Origin of the sequence: Gluconacetobacter dulcium, assembly GCF_014174165.1 — a bacterium.
GTDB classification, from domain to species: Bacteria; Pseudomonadota; Alphaproteobacteria; order Acetobacterales; family Acetobacteraceae; genus Gluconacetobacter; species Gluconacetobacter dulcium.
This window is the reverse complement of the sequence record NZ_JABEQN010000007.1, coordinates 19,602-35,207: the sequence shown is the minus strand read 5'-3', so window position 1 is coordinate 35,207 and position 15,606 is coordinate 19,602. Positions and strand designations below refer to the sequence as shown.

Annotated in this window: 14 protein-coding genes; 7 read left to right on the top strand and 7 right to left on the bottom strand. The window is 66.6% G+C overall.

Annotated features, from left to right (window positions below; all coding sequences use genetic code 11):
* The first annotated feature begins 114 nt into the window (after positions 1-114).
* Positions 115-1,752 (top strand): glycoside hydrolase family 44 protein, encoded by a 1,638-nt coding sequence (locus HLH25_RS07480; protein ID WP_220791722.1) that lies wholly within the window; start codon positions 115-117, stop codon positions 1,750-1,752.
* A 31-nt stretch (positions 1,753-1,783) separates the two neighbouring features.
* Here the strand turns inward: HLH25_RS07480 and HLH25_RS07475 are convergent, their stop codons facing one another.
* Complete coding sequence (locus HLH25_RS07475) at positions 1,784-2,479, bottom strand: NUDIX domain-containing protein (protein WP_182973463.1); 696 nt, start codon at positions 2,477-2,479, stop codon at positions 1,784-1,786.
* A 140-nt stretch (positions 2,480-2,619) separates the two neighbouring features.
* Entirely contained in the window at positions 2,620-2,937 is a 318-nt protein-coding gene (locus HLH25_RS07470; RefSeq protein ID WP_246401602.1) for a hypothetical protein, read from the bottom strand.
* Positions 2,938-3,150: 213 nt separating this feature from the next.
* On the opposite strand from HLH25_RS07470, the gene HLH25_RS07465 reads away from it, so the two are divergent.
* From HLH25_RS07465 to HLH25_RS07450, 4 genes are all read left to right on the top strand, one after another.
* Positions 3,151-4,491 carry an MFS transporter gene (locus HLH25_RS07465; protein ID WP_182973461.1) on the top strand — a complete coding sequence of 447 codons (1,341 nt, stop codon included), beginning with the start codon at positions 3,151-3,153 and terminating at the stop codon, positions 4,489-4,491.
* A gap of 34 nt (positions 4,492-4,525) precedes the next feature.
* Positions 4,526-6,235 (top strand): adenine deaminase, encoded by a 1,710-nt coding sequence (gene ade / locus HLH25_RS07460; protein WP_182973460.1) that lies wholly within the window; start codon positions 4,526-4,528, stop codon positions 6,233-6,235.
* Between the two features lie 252 nt (positions 6,236-6,487).
* Positions 6,488-7,699 (top strand): MFS transporter, encoded by a 1,212-nt coding sequence (locus HLH25_RS07455; RefSeq protein ID WP_182973459.1) that lies wholly within the window; start codon positions 6,488-6,490, stop codon positions 7,697-7,699.
* A 13-nt stretch (positions 7,700-7,712) separates the two neighbouring features.
* Entirely contained in the window at positions 7,713-8,228 is a 516-nt protein-coding gene (locus HLH25_RS07450) for a DUF1697 domain-containing protein (RefSeq protein WP_182973458.1), read from the top strand.
* Between the two features lie 185 nt (positions 8,229-8,413).
* Here HLH25_RS07450 and HLH25_RS07445 read toward each other — a convergent pair whose 3' ends face one another.
* The 4 genes from HLH25_RS07445 to HLH25_RS07430 all read right to left on the bottom strand — a co-directional run bounded on the left by HLH25_RS07445 (position 8,414) and on the right by HLH25_RS07430 (position 12,700).
* A complete protein-coding gene (locus HLH25_RS07445; RefSeq protein ID WP_182973457.1) occupies positions 8,414-9,634 on the bottom strand; it encodes an MFS transporter in 1,221 nt (406 codons plus the stop codon).
* A gap of 27 nt (positions 9,635-9,661) precedes the next feature.
* Positions 9,662-10,057 (bottom strand): GlcG/HbpS family heme-binding protein, encoded by a 396-nt coding sequence (locus HLH25_RS07440; protein WP_182973456.1) that lies wholly within the window; start codon positions 10,055-10,057, stop codon positions 9,662-9,664.
* 330 nt (positions 10,058-10,387) lie between these two features.
* Positions 10,388-11,080, bottom strand: a complete 693-nt coding sequence (locus HLH25_RS20645) for an IclR family transcriptional regulator (protein WP_182973455.1) — start codon at positions 11,078-11,080, stop codon at positions 10,388-10,390.
* Between the two features lie 27 nt (positions 11,081-11,107).
* A complete protein-coding gene (locus tag HLH25_RS07430) occupies positions 11,108-12,700 on the bottom strand; it encodes an APC family permease (RefSeq protein ID WP_182973454.1) in 1,593 nt (530 codons plus the stop codon).
* A 294-nt stretch (positions 12,701-12,994) separates the two neighbouring features.
* Between HLH25_RS07430 and HLH25_RS07425 the strand changes: the two genes are divergently transcribed.
* Both HLH25_RS07425 and HLH25_RS07420 read left to right on the top strand, forming a co-directional pair.
* Positions 12,995-13,930, top strand: a complete 936-nt coding sequence (locus HLH25_RS07425) for an SPFH domain-containing protein (protein ID WP_182973453.1) — start codon at positions 12,995-12,997, stop codon at positions 13,928-13,930.
* A complete protein-coding gene (locus HLH25_RS07420) occupies positions 13,927-14,136 on the top strand; it encodes a toxin-antitoxin system HicB family antitoxin (protein ID WP_182973452.1) in 210 nt (69 codons plus the stop codon). The genes HLH25_RS07425 and HLH25_RS07420 overlap by 4 nt, the downstream gene beginning before the upstream one ends.
* 39 nt (positions 14,137-14,175) lie before the next feature.
* Here HLH25_RS07420 and nagA read toward each other — a convergent pair whose 3' ends face one another.
* The gene (nagA, locus tag HLH25_RS07415) at positions 14,176-15,294 is read right to left on the bottom strand and encodes an N-acetylglucosamine-6-phosphate deacetylase (RefSeq protein WP_182973451.1); all 1,119 of its coding nucleotides are present in this window, start codon (positions 15,292-15,294) and stop codon (positions 14,176-14,178) included.
* Positions 15,295-15,606: the final 312 nt, after the last annotated feature.

The following is a 15,606-nucleotide window of genomic DNA, read 5'->3' as shown; positions in this document are numbered from 1 at the left end:
GGAGCGTCGCGGCCTTGATGGCCACCTGCCACGCAGCACAGAAAACGCGGGGCGAGTCTCCGACAGGGGCACTCCGCAAACAGCCCGCAGGGTACCATGATGGGCGACAAACCAATGCGTAAAGCAGCCTCTGCCCTCGTAGCCGCCTTTGTCCTCCAGTTCACGCATGCCCGCGCCGACACGCTTGCGGTCGAAATTGCCGTCGATGCGGCAGCGGGGCGTCATCCGATCAGCCCGCTGATCTACGGCGTCAATTTCGGTTCAGCCGCCGTCCTGCACGATCTTCGCGCCCCCATCACCCGTTCCGGCGGCAACAATGCCAGTTCGTACAACTGGCGCCTTGACGCCCGCAACACCGATGCAGACTGGTTCTACGAAAGCCTGCCATGTCCACCAGATGACGCAACCGCCCAGTTCGGGCCACGCTTCATCGCCACGGCCAGAAAGAGCGGCGCCATCCCGATGGTGACGATTCCGATGATCGGCTGGACTGCGAAACTGGGTCCGAACCACACGCGCCTCGCCAGCTTTTCCATCGCGAAATACGGGCCGCAGCAGGCACACGACGCCCAATGGTTTCCCGACGCGGGAAACGGCCGGGCGCCCGACGGCACGCCCATCGCCCACGCCGACCCGCACGATGCCGAAACCCCGGATACCCCTGCCAACGAACACGCCCGCGTGCGGCAACTGGCGGCCGGCTTCACCCGCCGCGACATCCGCTTTTATATCCTCGATAACGAACCGAGCCTCTGGCACATCACCCATTACGACGTCCATCCCATCGGCGCCCACGCGCAGGAAGTCGCCGACAGGAGCATCCTCTATTCCAGGGCCATCAAAAGCGCCGATCCACATGGGCTGGTCGTGGGGCCGGAGGAATGGGGCTGGACGGGCTATCAATATAGCGGCTTCGACCAGCAATACGACACACAGCACGGCCTGGCCCATCCGCCCGATCGGGAAAACCAGACACAGGGCCAGGATTATGTTCCATGGCTGCTGACACGATGGAAAGCCGCCGGTCATCCGATCGACGTGTTCAGCCTGCATTTCTACCCGCAGGGCGGCGAGTTTTCCGATTCCGATTCCCCCACCGTCGCACGCGCCCGCAACCGTTCGACCCGCGACCTGTGGGACCGGCACTACAAGGACCCGACCTGGATCAACAGCGTGATCGCCCTGATTCCGCTGATGCGGCAATGGGTGGACCGGTATTATTATCCCGGCACCCCCATCGCCCTGACGGAGTATAACTGGGGCGGCGAGAAGCTGATGAACGGCGCGACGGCCCAGGCCGATCTCCTGGGCATCTTCGGCCGGGAACGGCTCGATATCGCCCTGCGCTGGACGGCACCCCAACCGGGGACGCCGGTCTACAAGGCCATGAAACTCTACCGCAATTACGACGACCAGGGCGATGGGTTCGGCGAGACGAGCATCCAGGCCGCAGTACCCGACGCCGACCGGGTGTCCGCCTTCGCCGCCCTGCGCGCCAGGGACGGCGCAACGACGGTGATGGTCATCAACAAACAGCTCGACAGCATGGCCGATGTCTCGTTGTCGCTGGCCCATGAGTCCGACACCGGCACGGTGGAAACCTGGCAACTGGCGGATAACAGGATCGTCCACCTGGCGCCGTCCCGCTACACGAACGCCCGGCTCCACGCCTCCCTGCCCCGCCAGAGCGTCACCCTGTTCCTCCTGCACCCCACCGGAAAGAGATCACCGGGAACGCAACCCAGGCGATGACCGGCCTTCGGGGAAGCAGGGGCACCAGGCGCTAGATGGACTTCCCGGCCCGATAGAGATGGTAGGACAACAGGGTCTTGGCATCCGTCCGGCCCAGGCGCGGAATATCGTCCAGTGCGACCACATGCAGCCGGATCGATTCATGCTCGGCCGCGTTCCCGGTCCGCCGTCCATCCAGCGCCCGCATCGTCGCCTCGTCGATCTCCAGATCCACGGCATAAAGGGTGATTGCCTCGTCACAGCCGCCGGGCGACGGCCATACCGTCGTCAGCTCGATCAGCCGCTCGGCAGGCACGACCAGATCGGGGCCGACTTCCTCGGCCAGTTCGCGCAAGGCGGTGCTGACCAGATTTCCACCGTCCACCATCCCGGCCGGCAGTGCCAGCAGGTCGGGGCAGGCCACCGGCAGGCGCGCCTCGCAGGTCAGGATGGTTCGCGGAGCCTGACCGGGGCAATGCAGCACGACCAGAACCGAGACCGCATCCCCACGCAACAGCGCGGCGCCGGGCACCTTCCGCCCCTCATGCCACGCATCGGCATCGACCAGGATAAATCCCACCCGCGCCCCGAAAAAGACCACATCCCGCACCACGATGCCGCGCAGGTCGAAGCGCGCGGCCGCCTGCTCCAGCCAGCGGCGGAAATGCGGCGCCGCCCGCACGTCGGCGCGCCGGTCCTCCGGCACGCCGGCCGAGAATGCAATCGGAATGTGATCGATCGGCACCATGCCGGCTGCCTCCTTTTGAAGCGGGTCGCAACATCCCATGCACAAGCCTGATGGAATCCGATCCGTCCGACCGTCTTCCCCGACATCACCCACAGGATTGTCCCCATTTCTGTGGATAAATGCCAGAGCCCGGCCCGTGGCTATTCGCACACCCCGCGATGTTCGACCTCCCGCCACAGATGGACATAAAGCCGCGTATCGAACCGGGGGCGGATGAACATGCGCCGCACCGCGCCAAGACCCGTGGAGGTGAAATAGGCCCGTGGCGGCCCCTCGTCGGCCGCGACCCGCAACAGGCCACGCGCGACCAGATCGCGGATCGCCGCCGGAATACGCGGCTGCCCCGCCAACGGCCCGCTTTTCCATGTCGGCAGGATAATGCCCGCCGAAAGCGAGGGATTGCTGCCGGAATAGGTCCCGAAAGACCAGCGAATGAACCGCTCCTCGGAGCGGGTCATGCCTGTATCAACCATTGTGAAGACTCGCGTTCTTGTTTTTTTACGTCCGCACCGGCCGCCTTTTTTTGGGAGGCCGCCCCCGATTTCAAGGTCAGCACGACCGAAACGCAAGACATTCTTTGCGGCGACGTACACGAGTCCGACTCTTGACAAAGAGTTACGAACGCAGGCCGTGTCGGACAGACCGAATCACCCCCACCGAACCAAGCCCCCATGCCCCTGTCCCCAGCCCCGTCCCATACCGCCAGCCTGACATGGAAAGACCTGCGCACGCTGATGCTTGCCGCGCTGGGCGGCGCACTGGAATTCTATGATTTCGTGATCTTCGCGTATTTCGCGAAAGTCATCGCCCAGCATTTCTTCCCCGCCAGCCAGCCCGACTGGCTGCGCCAGACCGAGACCTTCGGCCTGTTCGGCGCCGGCTATCTGGCGCGGCCGCTCGGCGGCGTGATCATGGCGCATTTCGGCGACCTGCACGGGCGCAAGAAGATGTTCGCCTTCAGCGTGCTCTTGATGGCGGCCCCCACCCTGCTGATCGGCCTGCTCCCCGGTTTCGACACGCTGGGGGTGGGCGCGCCACTGGTGCTGCTGGTGCTGCGCATGGCCCAGGGGGCGGCCATGGGCGGCGAGGCCCCTGGCGGCTGGGTCTTCGTCGTCGAACATGCCAGCCCCCGGCATACCGGCCTGGCCTGCGGCCTGCTCACAGGCGGCCTGACGGCGGGGATGCTGATCGGCTCACTGGTCGCGCTGGGCCTGAATGCGGCTCTGTCGCCCACCGCGATCACCGATTGGGGATGGCGGCTGCCGTTTCTCCTGGGTGGCCTGTTCGGGCTGATCGCCATGCGCCTGCGCCGCTGGCTGCACGAAACCCCGGTCTTCGCCGAAATGCAGGCCAACGATGCGCTGGCACGGCAGGCCCCGCTGCTCATGGTGCTGCGCGCCAGCCGCCGCGCAATCGTCCTCTCGGTGATCGGCACCTGGACGCTCACCGCCGCGATCATCGTCCTGCTGCTGATGATGCCGGCTCTGCTGCAAAGCCTGCATGGCTTTTCCCCCGCCAGCACCATGCGCGCCAGCCTGATCGCCACACTGAGCATCACCCTCGCCTCCGTGGCGATCGGGGCCGCGACCGACCGCTGGGGCCTGCGCGGCACCATCCCACCGGTCATCGCATTGCTCATCGCCGGCGCCTGGGGGCTGTACGCGGTGGCCCCCGCCCATCCCTCATGGTTCATGGCGCTCGCCGCCCTGGCCGGCATCGGCGCCGGCTATGTCAGCCTGGTGCCGATCGCGATGGTGCGGGCCTTCCCCCCGGCGACCCGCTTCTCCGGCCTGTCCTTCTCATACAACCTGTCCTACGCGGTCTTCGGCGGGCTGACGCCGGCCTGCGTCTCGGCGCTGGTCGGGCACAATGCCACCGGGCCGGCCCTGTATGTCATCGTCATGGCCCTGATCGGCGGCGCCGCCCTCTGGGCCATGCCCGACATCACAGCCCCGCGCCCCGCGCATACGCGTGGAACGCCGCTCGCCGGCCAGGACGCCACACGGATATAATGGACGCCACCGCCTGTCCGTGCTTAAGAACGACATGGCAAGCATCTCTCCCGACCTGATCGCCCGCCGCATTCGTCAGGGCAGCGGCGCGGAAGCACCGGATCTGGTCATCCGTGATGTCCGGCTGTTCGATCTGGTGACCGGCGCACTGATCGAGACCGATATCGCAATCTGCGGCGACACCATCGTCGGCACGCTGGACCGGTACGACGGCCCCAACGTCATCGACGGACGCGGCCGCATCGTCGTCCCCGGCTTCATCGACACCCATCTGCATGTCGAATCGTCGCTGGTCACGCCGTTCGAATTCGAGCGCTGCGTGCTGCCCCACGGCGTCACCACCGCCATCTGCGACCCGCATGAAATGGCGAATGTGCTGGGCGTCCCGGCCCTGCGCTATTTCCTCGACGCCGCGACCCGCATGGTCATGGACCTGCGGGTCAACCTGTCGAGCTGCGTGCCATCCTCGCCAGTCGAGACCTCCGGCGCCGTCCTGATGGCGGACGACCTGACCCCGCTGATGAACCACCCCAAGGTCATCGGCCTGGCGGAATTCATGAACATGCCCGGCGTACTGTCCGGCGCCCCCGACTGCATGGACAAGCTGGCCGCCTTCGCGGGCCGCCATATCGACGGCCACGCCCCGCTGATGGGCGGCAGGAAGCTGAACGGCTACCTGTCGGGCGGCATCTCCACCGACCACGAGGCCACCCGCGCCGACGAGGCACTGGAGAAGATCCGCAAAGGCATGACGGTCCTGATCCGCGAAGGATCGGTCTGCAAGGACCTTGCGGCGCTCGCGCCGCTGCTGACGGTCGAAACCTCCCCCTTCCTGGCTTTCTGCACCGACGACCGCAACCCGCTGGAAATCGCGCATGAAGGCCATATCGACTTCCTGATCCGCAGCGCCATCGCACGCGGCGTGCCACCACTGGCCGCCTATCGCGCCGCCAGCCTCACGGCGGCGCGCGCCTTCGGGCTGACCGATCGCGGCATGCTGGCACCCGGCAAACGCGCCGACATCGTCTTCCTCGACGATCTGGAACGCTGCACGGTCTCCGATGTGCTGGCCGGCGGCCGCCCCATCGGGCCGGCACTGGCCGAGCGCCAGCCGATCCCGGCCCCCGGCCGCGACAGCATCATCCTCAACCGACCGGTCACGGCGGAGGATTTCACGGTCCCCGGCAGCGGCACCGGTCGTCCGGTCATGGGCATCGTCCCCGGCCAGATCATCACCACCTTCCTGACCGAAGACCTGCCCGAGACCGAAGGCCGCGTCCTGCCCGACATCGGGCGCGACATCGCCAAGGTCGCGGTCGTGGCGCGACACGGGCTGAACGGCAATATCGGCCGCGGCTTCGTACAGGGTTTCGGCCTGCGCAGCGGCGCCCTGGCCTCATCGGTCGGCCACGACGCGCATAATATCTGCGTCGTCGGCATGGACGACGCGGACATGGCGGCGGCGGTCAACCGGCTGGCCGAAACCGGCGGCGGCTTCGTCATCGTCGAGGGCGGCGCGGTCCGCGCCGAACTCAACCTGCCGATCGCCGGCCTGATGAGCGACGCACCGTTCGAGACCGTGCGGGCGCAACTGGACATCCTGCGCGCCGCAACGCGCGAGATGGGCGTAACGCTGGAAGAACCATTCCTGCAACTGGCCTTCCTGCCCCTGCCGGTGGTGCCGCACCTGAAGATCACCGATCACGGTCTGGTCGATGTCAGCCGAATGACCGTGATCGGTTGACCGAAGCCCGCGCAATCGCGCGGCTCGCACGAAATTGACTCCCCCGCCAGCCGCGACGACACAGCAAAGACGGCGCCGCCCCGACAGCGCCCCGCACGGGAAAAGACGCGGCCCGCACCGGCAACCCCACGCCGTAAAGCCCTCGCCAGCCTCCCGCCCACCGCGCGGAAAAACGCCCACAGGGCTTGCCAGCACCGGCATTTTTCAAACAGCCTCCGACGACCAGTTCTGAACTCTCGATCGGACGCCCCCATGCCCCTTGCTCCGGCGGATGCCGGCACGTTCATTACTCGCGCCAGCCCGGCCTATCGCCGCGCCGGGCTGGCCCTGTTCCTGGCGGGCTTCGCGACCTTCTCGCTGCTCTACTGCGTGCAGCCGCTGCTACCGGTCTTCTCCCACCAGTTCGGCATCGGCGCGGCCAGCAGTTCGCTGTCCCTCTCCCTGTCCACCAGCGCCCTCGCCGTCGCCATCCTGCTCGCCGCCGCCCTGTCCGAACGCCTCGGCCGGCGCGACATCATGGCCCTGTCCATGATGCTGTCGGCCGTGCTGAACATCGCCGCCGCCTGGGCACCGGTCTGGCCGGCCCTGCTGGCCGCCCGCATGGCCGAGGGCTTCGTGCTGGGCGGCGTACCCGCCGTGGCGATGACCTACCTGGCCGAGGAGATCCACCCGCGCGAACTGGGCCTGGCGATGGGCCTGTACGTCGCCGGCACCGCGTTCGGCGGCATGATCGGCCGTGTCGGCACGGGCATCCTGACCGATGCGTTCTCCTGGCGCGCGGCCATGACCATCATCGGCGCCGCCGGCCTTCTCGCCGCCCTCGGCTTCCTGGCGTTGCTACCCCCCTCGCGCAATTTCATCCGCCGAGCGGGACTGAACGCGCGCCATCACCTCGCCTCCTGGGCGCGCCACCTGCGCGACCCGGCGCTACCGGCCCTCTACGCCATCGGCTTCACGGTCATGGGCAGTTTCGTCACCCTCTTCAACTATGCCGGCTACCGGCTGATGGCCCCGCCTTACAATCTGGACCAGACCCGGCTGGGCCTGCTCTTTTCGGTCTATGTGTTTGGCATCGTGTCCTCGTCGGTCGCGGGCGCGCTGTCCGACCGCATGGGGCGCGGAAGCGTGCTCACCGCCGGCATCCTGATCATGGGAACCGGGATCATGCTGACCCTGCCACATGCCCTGCCCTGCATCTTCCTCGGCATCGTGTTCCTGACGATCGGCTTCTTCACCGCCCACGCGGTGGCCAGCGGCTGGGTCGGGCACCGGGCGCGCATCGACCGGGGGCATGCAACGTCGCTCTACCTGCTGGCCTATTATCTCGGCTCCAGCATCGCCGGCTCGGTCGGCGGCTGGTGGTGGACGGGCCTGGGATGGAACGGGGTCGCCGGTTTCACGCTGCTACTGCTGGCCGGCGCACTGGCCGCCGCCGCATGGCTGCACCGGGTCGCCCGGTCCTGAAAGGAGAAATCGCATGACGGCTTATGTCGCCCTGCTGCGCGCGGTCAATGTCGGCGGCACCGGCAAACTGCCGATGACCAGTCTGGCCGCACTCTGCGCGGCCGCCGGGTTCTCGCGCGTGCAAACCTATATCGCCAGCGGCAACGTCGTCTTCCACAGCGACGAAACCGAAGATCAGGTCCGTACGGCGCTCGAAGACCGGCTCCACGCGCATTGCGGCAAGCGCGTCGGCGTCATCGTCCGGACCGCACCCGAGATCGCGGCGATCGTGGCCCAAAACCCGTTCCCCGACCAGCCGGGCAACCGCGTCATGGCCCTGTTCGTGGACACCCCCCTGCCGGCCGACCCGATGGAAGGCGCCACCGGCGCGCAGGACGAACAGGTCCGCCCGGGACAACGCGCCCTGTTCGTCTTCTACCCCAACGGCATGGCGAAGACCCGCCTGCGCCTCCCCAGCGAAAAGGCCGGGACCGCACGCAACATGAATACGGTCGCCAGACTGGCGGAAATGGCCGCCGCCGAAGGATGACAGGCGGCAACCAGCCTCTCAGAGCCTGACCGCAAATGCGCGCTGGTGGCGTGTCCTCCGCGCGTTTCCTGCGCTTCGGTGCTCACGGCCATCAAGGCCGCTCCGCTCCGATGCTCGGAAACACACGCCGGGCGCGGCCCTGACGGGCCGCTCTCGCTCACCAGCCCGCATTTGCGGTCAGGCTCTCAGGCGGACTGGGCGTTCCGCCCTTTCAGGGCAAACAGCGCCACGAGATAGACGAGCAATCCACCGACGGACAGCAGCGCCCCGCCCATGCCAAGCGCGCCATAGCCAAACTGGTGCGCCAGCAGAACGCTGCCCAATACGGCCCCCAACGCATTGGCGATATTGAACGCGGAATGGTTCAGCGACGCCGCCAGGGTCTGCGCGGTACCGGCAAAATCCATCAATCTCGTCTGCAACGCCGGCCCCAGCGCGTTGAAGAAGGTCGGCACCAGAAAGACATCCGCCATCAGCCCGATGCGGCTATGCAGGACATAGGGCAGAACCAGCATGGTCCCGATACTGCCCACCAGAGCGATCAGCACGGCCGCATTCAGGTTGCGATCGACAATCCAGGCCCCGACATTCGCCCCCGCCAGCATACCGGCCCCCCACAGCACCATATAGGTCATGACCATCCATTCCGGCACATGGGTCACATTGTTCAGGATGCTGGTCAGGAAGGTGTAGAGCGTGAACATGCCGCCAAAACCGATGGCCGCCGTCAGCAGGGTCAGCAGTACCTGCGCATTGGCCAGCCCCTGCAATTCCCCCAGCGGCGTCACGGCACGATCGGGTTGATCGGCCGGAATATACCGCCACACACCCAGCAGGGTCACGGCGCCGGCCAACCCGATCACGACATAGGCGATCCGCCAGCCGAGATGATCGGCGGCGAAGGTCGAAAACGGCGCGCCGATCAGCGTGGCGATCGCAATCCCCGACAGCACCCGGCCAACCGCCCAGCCCCGCCGCGCGCGATCGACCATCGAGGCCCCGATCAGCGCCGAAATCCCGAACAGCGCACCATGCGGCAGGCCGGTGATGAAGCGGGCCATATCGACCAGCCCCGGCGTCGGCATCATGACGCCGAGAACATTCCCGCCACAGAAAAAGCCGAACAGCACCAGCAGAAGCTCCCGGCGAGAAAGCCGCGCGCCGAGAATGGTAAAGAGCGGCGCCCCCACCACCACCCCCAGCGCATAGGCCGTAATGGCATAGCCGGCTCGGGCTTCCGACACATGAAGCGAGGCGGCGAATTCGGGCAGCATCCCCATGATCGCAAACTCGCCGGTGCCCACGACGAATGTGCCGAATGTCAGCGTCAGGAATGCCAGGGCCGTTCCATGCGGCGGCGGGATGCGGGCAATACCGTGCCCATCCGGAATCGTTTCTGTCGCCATCGGATCAATCCCGGATTCTACGCTCATTTACGAAAGGGCAGCCACGGCCACGCGGCCGATGGCGATATCGTCTTCGGTCCTGGCGCCAGAGACGCCAATCCCCCCGATCACCACCCCGCCCTCGTCCCGGATGACCAGCCCGCCGCCAAAGCTGGTCATGCCGCCATTGGTCTGTTCCAGCGAGTAGGCCCCGCCGCCAGGGCACGCAACCTGGCCAAACGCCGCGCTATCCATATGAAACAACGCAGCGGTCCTGGCCTTCTTGTGGCAGACATCGATACAGCCCAGCGCAACGCCATCCATGCGCAGGAAGACAACCGGGTACCCCGCCGCATCCACGATGGACACGCACACGACGACACCCAGCCGCTCCGCCTCCGCACGGGCTGCGGCGAGCATATGGGTAGCAGATGAAAGCTGCATGAAAACCGACCTCTGATGCTGTCAGGAAAGCGTATCCCCACTCTAATCGAGACCAGCGCCCATGGAATAACCGGACCCCACAATTCCGAATTTATTCAATATTGTTGAACTTCCGCGCCGCCGCCACAGTGCAAGAGCCTGACCGAACATGTGGGCTGGCGCGCGAGAGCGGCCCGTTCCGGGCCGCGCCCGACATGTGTTTCCGAGCATCGGAGCGGAGTGGCCTTGATGGCCACGAGCACCGAAGCCCAGAAAATGCGCGCAGGAAACGCGCGGAGGACACGCCGCCAGCGCGCATGTTCGCTCAGGCTCTCCGGCCTGCCCAAACCGTCAGGCGGCCAGCGTCATCATCGTCCAGCTCAATTCGATCAGCCGCCGCCGGGGCAACCTGTCAGCCGGCCCGGTAATGCTGATGCCCGCCTGTACCAGGCCGTTATCCCGCCACGGCACGGCCAGGCAGTTCCATCCGGCGCGGGAGGCTTCAAGGTCGAGCGCATATCCCCTGGCCCGCACCTGTTCGATCTGCGAGAGAAACGCCGCACTCAGGGTCCGGCCCTGCGACAGGGCCATCCTCTTCTCAAACCCCGGAAAAAACGCAAGAAACACCAGTCCCAGCGCCGATCCTTCCAACCTGTCACGCTGCCCGAATCCGGCACCATCCAGGCGCCAGGCCGGCGTTTCGATCATGTCGAGATACGCCACTTCATCCCCGCTCGGCACCGCCAGCAGCACCGTCGCCTCGCAGGCCCGCGCAATCGCCTCCCGCACCGGCCGCAGCCGATCGCGCAACATGGCATCATTCCCCGCCATACGCGCGATATTCAGAATCCGGCTCCCCAGATGATAGCGCATATCCCCCGGCACACGCTGCACATAGCCCAGGCGATCAAGCGTTTTCAGAATATTGTGGGCGGTCGTCTTGCCGATGCCCATCTGCTCGTGGATCGTGCGCAGATGCGCCCGCCCGCCTTCCTGGGCGATGATTTCCAGGATAGCGGCCGCCCGCTCGACAGACTGGATCACAGCCGCCACCGCAGGGCGGCGACAGGCTCAGTGCCCGATATCCGGCAATCCATCATCCTCTTCGTCCATCAGCGACAGGTCCGGCGCGGCCACGGCGCTGCGCACCCCCCACATGCAGAACAACAGCGAAACCACGGCCACCACGATCAGGTCCCACCCATAGGGAATCCAGCCATGCCCACCGAATTGCGGGCTCCCGGCATAGGACAGGGCCGCGATCGTCGGCAGATAGACCATGAACCAGACGGCATGCCGGGCGGCCGCGCGATGCTGCGCCCAGCTATCCTGCCGGCGACACCACAGATAAAGCGGCAGAAGCAGCAGCATCAGCAGGATGATGTACCCGCTCAGCGGCCAGCGCGCCCAATACAGCAGCAGCGACGAGAACATGAAGGCCAGCGCCCCGGTCAAGCGCATCACCGGCACCCGCACCGGGCGCGGACGATCCGCCAGCGTGTGCCGCAGCGCCAGCGCCGAGATCGGCAGCATCAGGTACGAAATCACGGTACAGACCGAAATCACCGCCGCAAGAATACCCCAGCCGCGAAAACAGAACAGAAAGATATAGGCGGCACCGAGATTGAACCACAGCGCCGGGCGCGGCACGCCATATTCCGGATGGATCGCCCCCAGCAGGTCAGGCAGCGTGCCGTTGCGCTGCATGCCCAGCGTCATCCGCGTGCTGGAGGCCAGATGCGTCGCCCCCGCCCCGCTGGGTGCGAGAAACGCATCGAAATACAGCAGCATCGCCACCCAGTTCAGGTTGAAGGCGATCGCCAGTTGCGCGAACGGCGAGGAAAAGGACAATCCCGCCCATCCTCCGGCACCCGGCCGCACCGCGCCCAGATAGGCGCATTGCAGCAGCAGATAGATCACGGTCGCCGTCGCCACCGACCCGATCACGGCAAACGGAATGCTCCGTCCCGGATTCCGCGCCTCGCCCGCCAGGTTCAGCGGGCTCTGAAACCCGTTGAACGCAAAGACGATGCCCGAGGTCGCCACCGCCGTCAGCACGCCCGACAGGCCATAGGGCATGAAGCCCCCCGTCTCCGCGCCGGTCAGGTTGCCGGCATGGAAGCTGCTGGCCATCAGCAGCACCGCCGTCGTCGCCGGCACGATCAGCTTGAAGACCGTAATGGCGGAATTGAACCGGGCAAAGAACCGCACGCCCCAGAAATTGAGCAGGAAATAGACCACCACCAGCACGGCGGCGGCGGCCAGCCCGCTCGGCGACAGCACCCCGTCATGATACATGCCCCGCGCCCAGGGAAACGGCCAGGAACTCATATACTGCACCGAAGCCTCGGCCTCGACCGGCACGACGCTGACGATCGAAAGCCAGTTCGCCCCGGCGGCCATGAAGCCGACCAGCGGCCCATGGGTCAGGTTGGCATAGCGGACCATGCCGCCCGCCACCGGAAACATGCCGCCCAGCTCGGTGGCCATCGCGGCGATGACCAGGGCGATGAACGCCCCCAGCAGCCAGGCCAGGATGGCGGCCGGCCCGGCGGTGGAAGCCGCCCGTTCGGCACCGAACAGCCACCCCGACCCGATCATGGCGCTCAGCCCGGTGAACATCAGCTGCCAGGGTCCAAGGGCACGATTCAGGCGGGACGACACGTCAGGCAAACTCCGAAACGAGGGAACAGGCGAGCAAATCGCCCGCGATCCGCCCAACCAACCTCGTTCCGCGCCCGGATGCAACAGCCCCCGCCCAGCCCGCGCGCATCACGCGCGCCACCGCGACCGCGCCGGCGGCACCACGACCGAGATCGTGCCCGGCCCCGGTCATCCGGGCCATCCCGCCGCCCCTCACCGTCTGAATCGGCAAAAAACCCGCTCTTCGCATATTTTTTCGTTGCTTATTTTTTGATATCATAAATATATAAAATAAGAAAAAACGGAGCAGCAAGAATGGGTACGGCTGAAATCAGGGCACGGGCAATTTCGGGTTTCGTCGGCATCGGCGCCATTCCGCTTCTGGCTCTGGCCGGCGCCATCAGCCTGCTCTCCATCCAGGCAGACGCCTCGGACAGCGCAGCCACGGCCCACATCATCGGCGCGGGCCTGTGCGGCGGCGCGATCCTGCTCCTGCTGCGTGCGTTCATCACCCTGCAACCCAATGAGTCGGCGGTGCTGACATTCCTGGGGAAATATTCAGGAACCCTGAGCCAGGACGGCTTCTGGCTGGTCAACCCGTTCGCCCTGCGCAAGCGGGTCACCCGCCGGCTCGTGACGCAGGAAATCGGCCCCCTGAAGGTCAATGACGCGGCAGGCAATCCGGTCGAGATCGGCATGGTGCTGACATGGCGCGTGGCCCAGGCGTCCCGCGCGGTCTTCGACGTGGAAAATTATCAGGCTTATGTCACGGCCCAGGGCGAAACCGCCCTGCGCAGCCTGGCCAGCCGCCACCCCTATGACGAAGAGGAATACCGCCACGCCCTGGCCGAACAGCAGGTGGAGGGGCCGCTCCGCCAGGAAGGCGCCGTGCTGTCCCTGCGCGACGGCGGAGACCGGCTGACCGCCACCCTGGCCGCCGACCTGCGCGACCGGATGGAACTGGCCGGCCTGATCGTGCAGGAAGCCCGCCTGTCGCACCTGGCCTACTCGCCCGAAATCGCCGCGACCATGCTGCGCAAACAGGCGGCGAGCGCCGTCATCGCCGCAAGGCGGACGATCACGTCCGGCGCTGTGGCGATCGTCGAACAGGCCCTGAACGAACTCGAAGATCGCCTGGGCGGCGTCCTGGACGCCGAACGCAAGGCGGCGATGATTTCCAATCTGCTGGTCGTGCTGGTCGGCGACCGTGATGTCACACCGGTCGTCAACACGGGCACGCTGTATTCGTGACCGGCGAAAGCCGCAGGGGAAGGCCGCGCGGGCCGGACAAGGCGGCGTTCGCGCTCCGCCTCGATCCGGCCCTGCTCGCGGCCATCCGGCGCAGCGCCGATGCCGACCTGCGCAGCGTCAACGCGCAGATGGAAATCCTGCTGCGCGAAGCCCTGACCCGGCGCGGCATCCGCGTCGCCGAACCCTCCGACAGCGACCCGACCTGACCGCGTCCCGGAGCCGGCCCGCGTCGCCAGAGCAGGCCCTCAGCACACCTGCCGTCCGGCGACCCACACCTGCCGAACCCGCAACTGTTCGTCCATCACGACGAAATCGGCGCGGCGTCCCACAGCCAGAACGCCCCGATCATGCAGGCCCAGATAACGGGCCGGCGCGCCGCTGACCAGATCGGCGGCACGCGGCAGCGCCACACCCCCACTCTCCACCGCGTTGCGCAGGGCCACATCCAGGGTCAGCACGCTGCCCGCCAGCGACCCGCCCGGCAGTCGCACCACCCCGTCGCGGATCATCACGTCCTGCCCGCCCAGTTGGCTCGGCCCGTCCGGCAGACCGGTACCGCGCATCGCGTCGGTCACCAGCAGCAGGCGCCCCTCCATCAGGCGCGCGGCCATGCGAAAGGTGGCGGGATGGACATGATGCGTATCCAGGATCATTTCGGCATAAGCCGCATCGCTGCACATCAACGAGGTCGCGGGGCCGGGGCGGCGTCCCTCGATCGGCGCCATGGCGTTGAACAGATGCGTCGCCCCCACCGTCCCGCCGGCGGCGCAGATCGTGCAGATCGCCTGCTCGGTCTGCGCGTAATCGGCCGTCATGTGGCCCAGGCTGACCCGCACCCCGGCGCCGGCGAAAATCCGCATGGCCCGCTCGGCATGTTCCAGTTCCGGCGCCAGGGTCACCACGCGCACAATGCCGGTCTCCAGCACCTCCCGCACGAGGTCGGGATGCGGGGCCACGGCAAAGGGCGGCTGCGCGCCCAGCTTGTGCGGGCTGACGAACGGCCCTTCCAGATGCGCGCCATGAATGTCAGGCCCGTCCGGCACCCCAGCCCGACGCACCTCGGCAACCGCGCGCAGCGCGTCCATCACGTCGGACCAGGGCCGGGTAATGGTGGTCGGCAGGATCGTCGTGGTGCCATGCGCCAGATGAAAACGCGACAGCCGCCCGATCGCCGCCGCCCCATCCATCGTATCCGCGCCATCGCCGCCATGAACATGGCAATCGATGAAACCCGGCAGGATGTAGTGTCGCGGCGCCTCCGGGCGTGACGCGATCTCGCGGATCTGCCCGTCAAAGACGATGCGCCCCGACATGATCCGCCGGGGCAGCACGATCCGACCTTCCAGAACTGGCAACGAACTCATCTTCCCTCCGCTATCGGCGGTCGTTCACGCCCGAAGTACCGGCCATGGAGCAGAATGGCAAAGCAAGACGGCAGCATCGGCATCGCGAACATATGCTGCAAAGCGCGTATAGAGGCTTTGCCGCCGCACGCCCACCCGCACAGCCGGTTCGCGCAAGGACACACCCACATAAGTCCGTTCACGAAACAACCCGCAATCCTCGACAACGATCCGGCGCAGGGGAACAGCCTCTTTCATTCGCGCCTTGACTCACGCCCACCCACGAATGATCGTCCGTTACCGGTAAGCGGGTCGCCCCATCGGCGCAAGCAG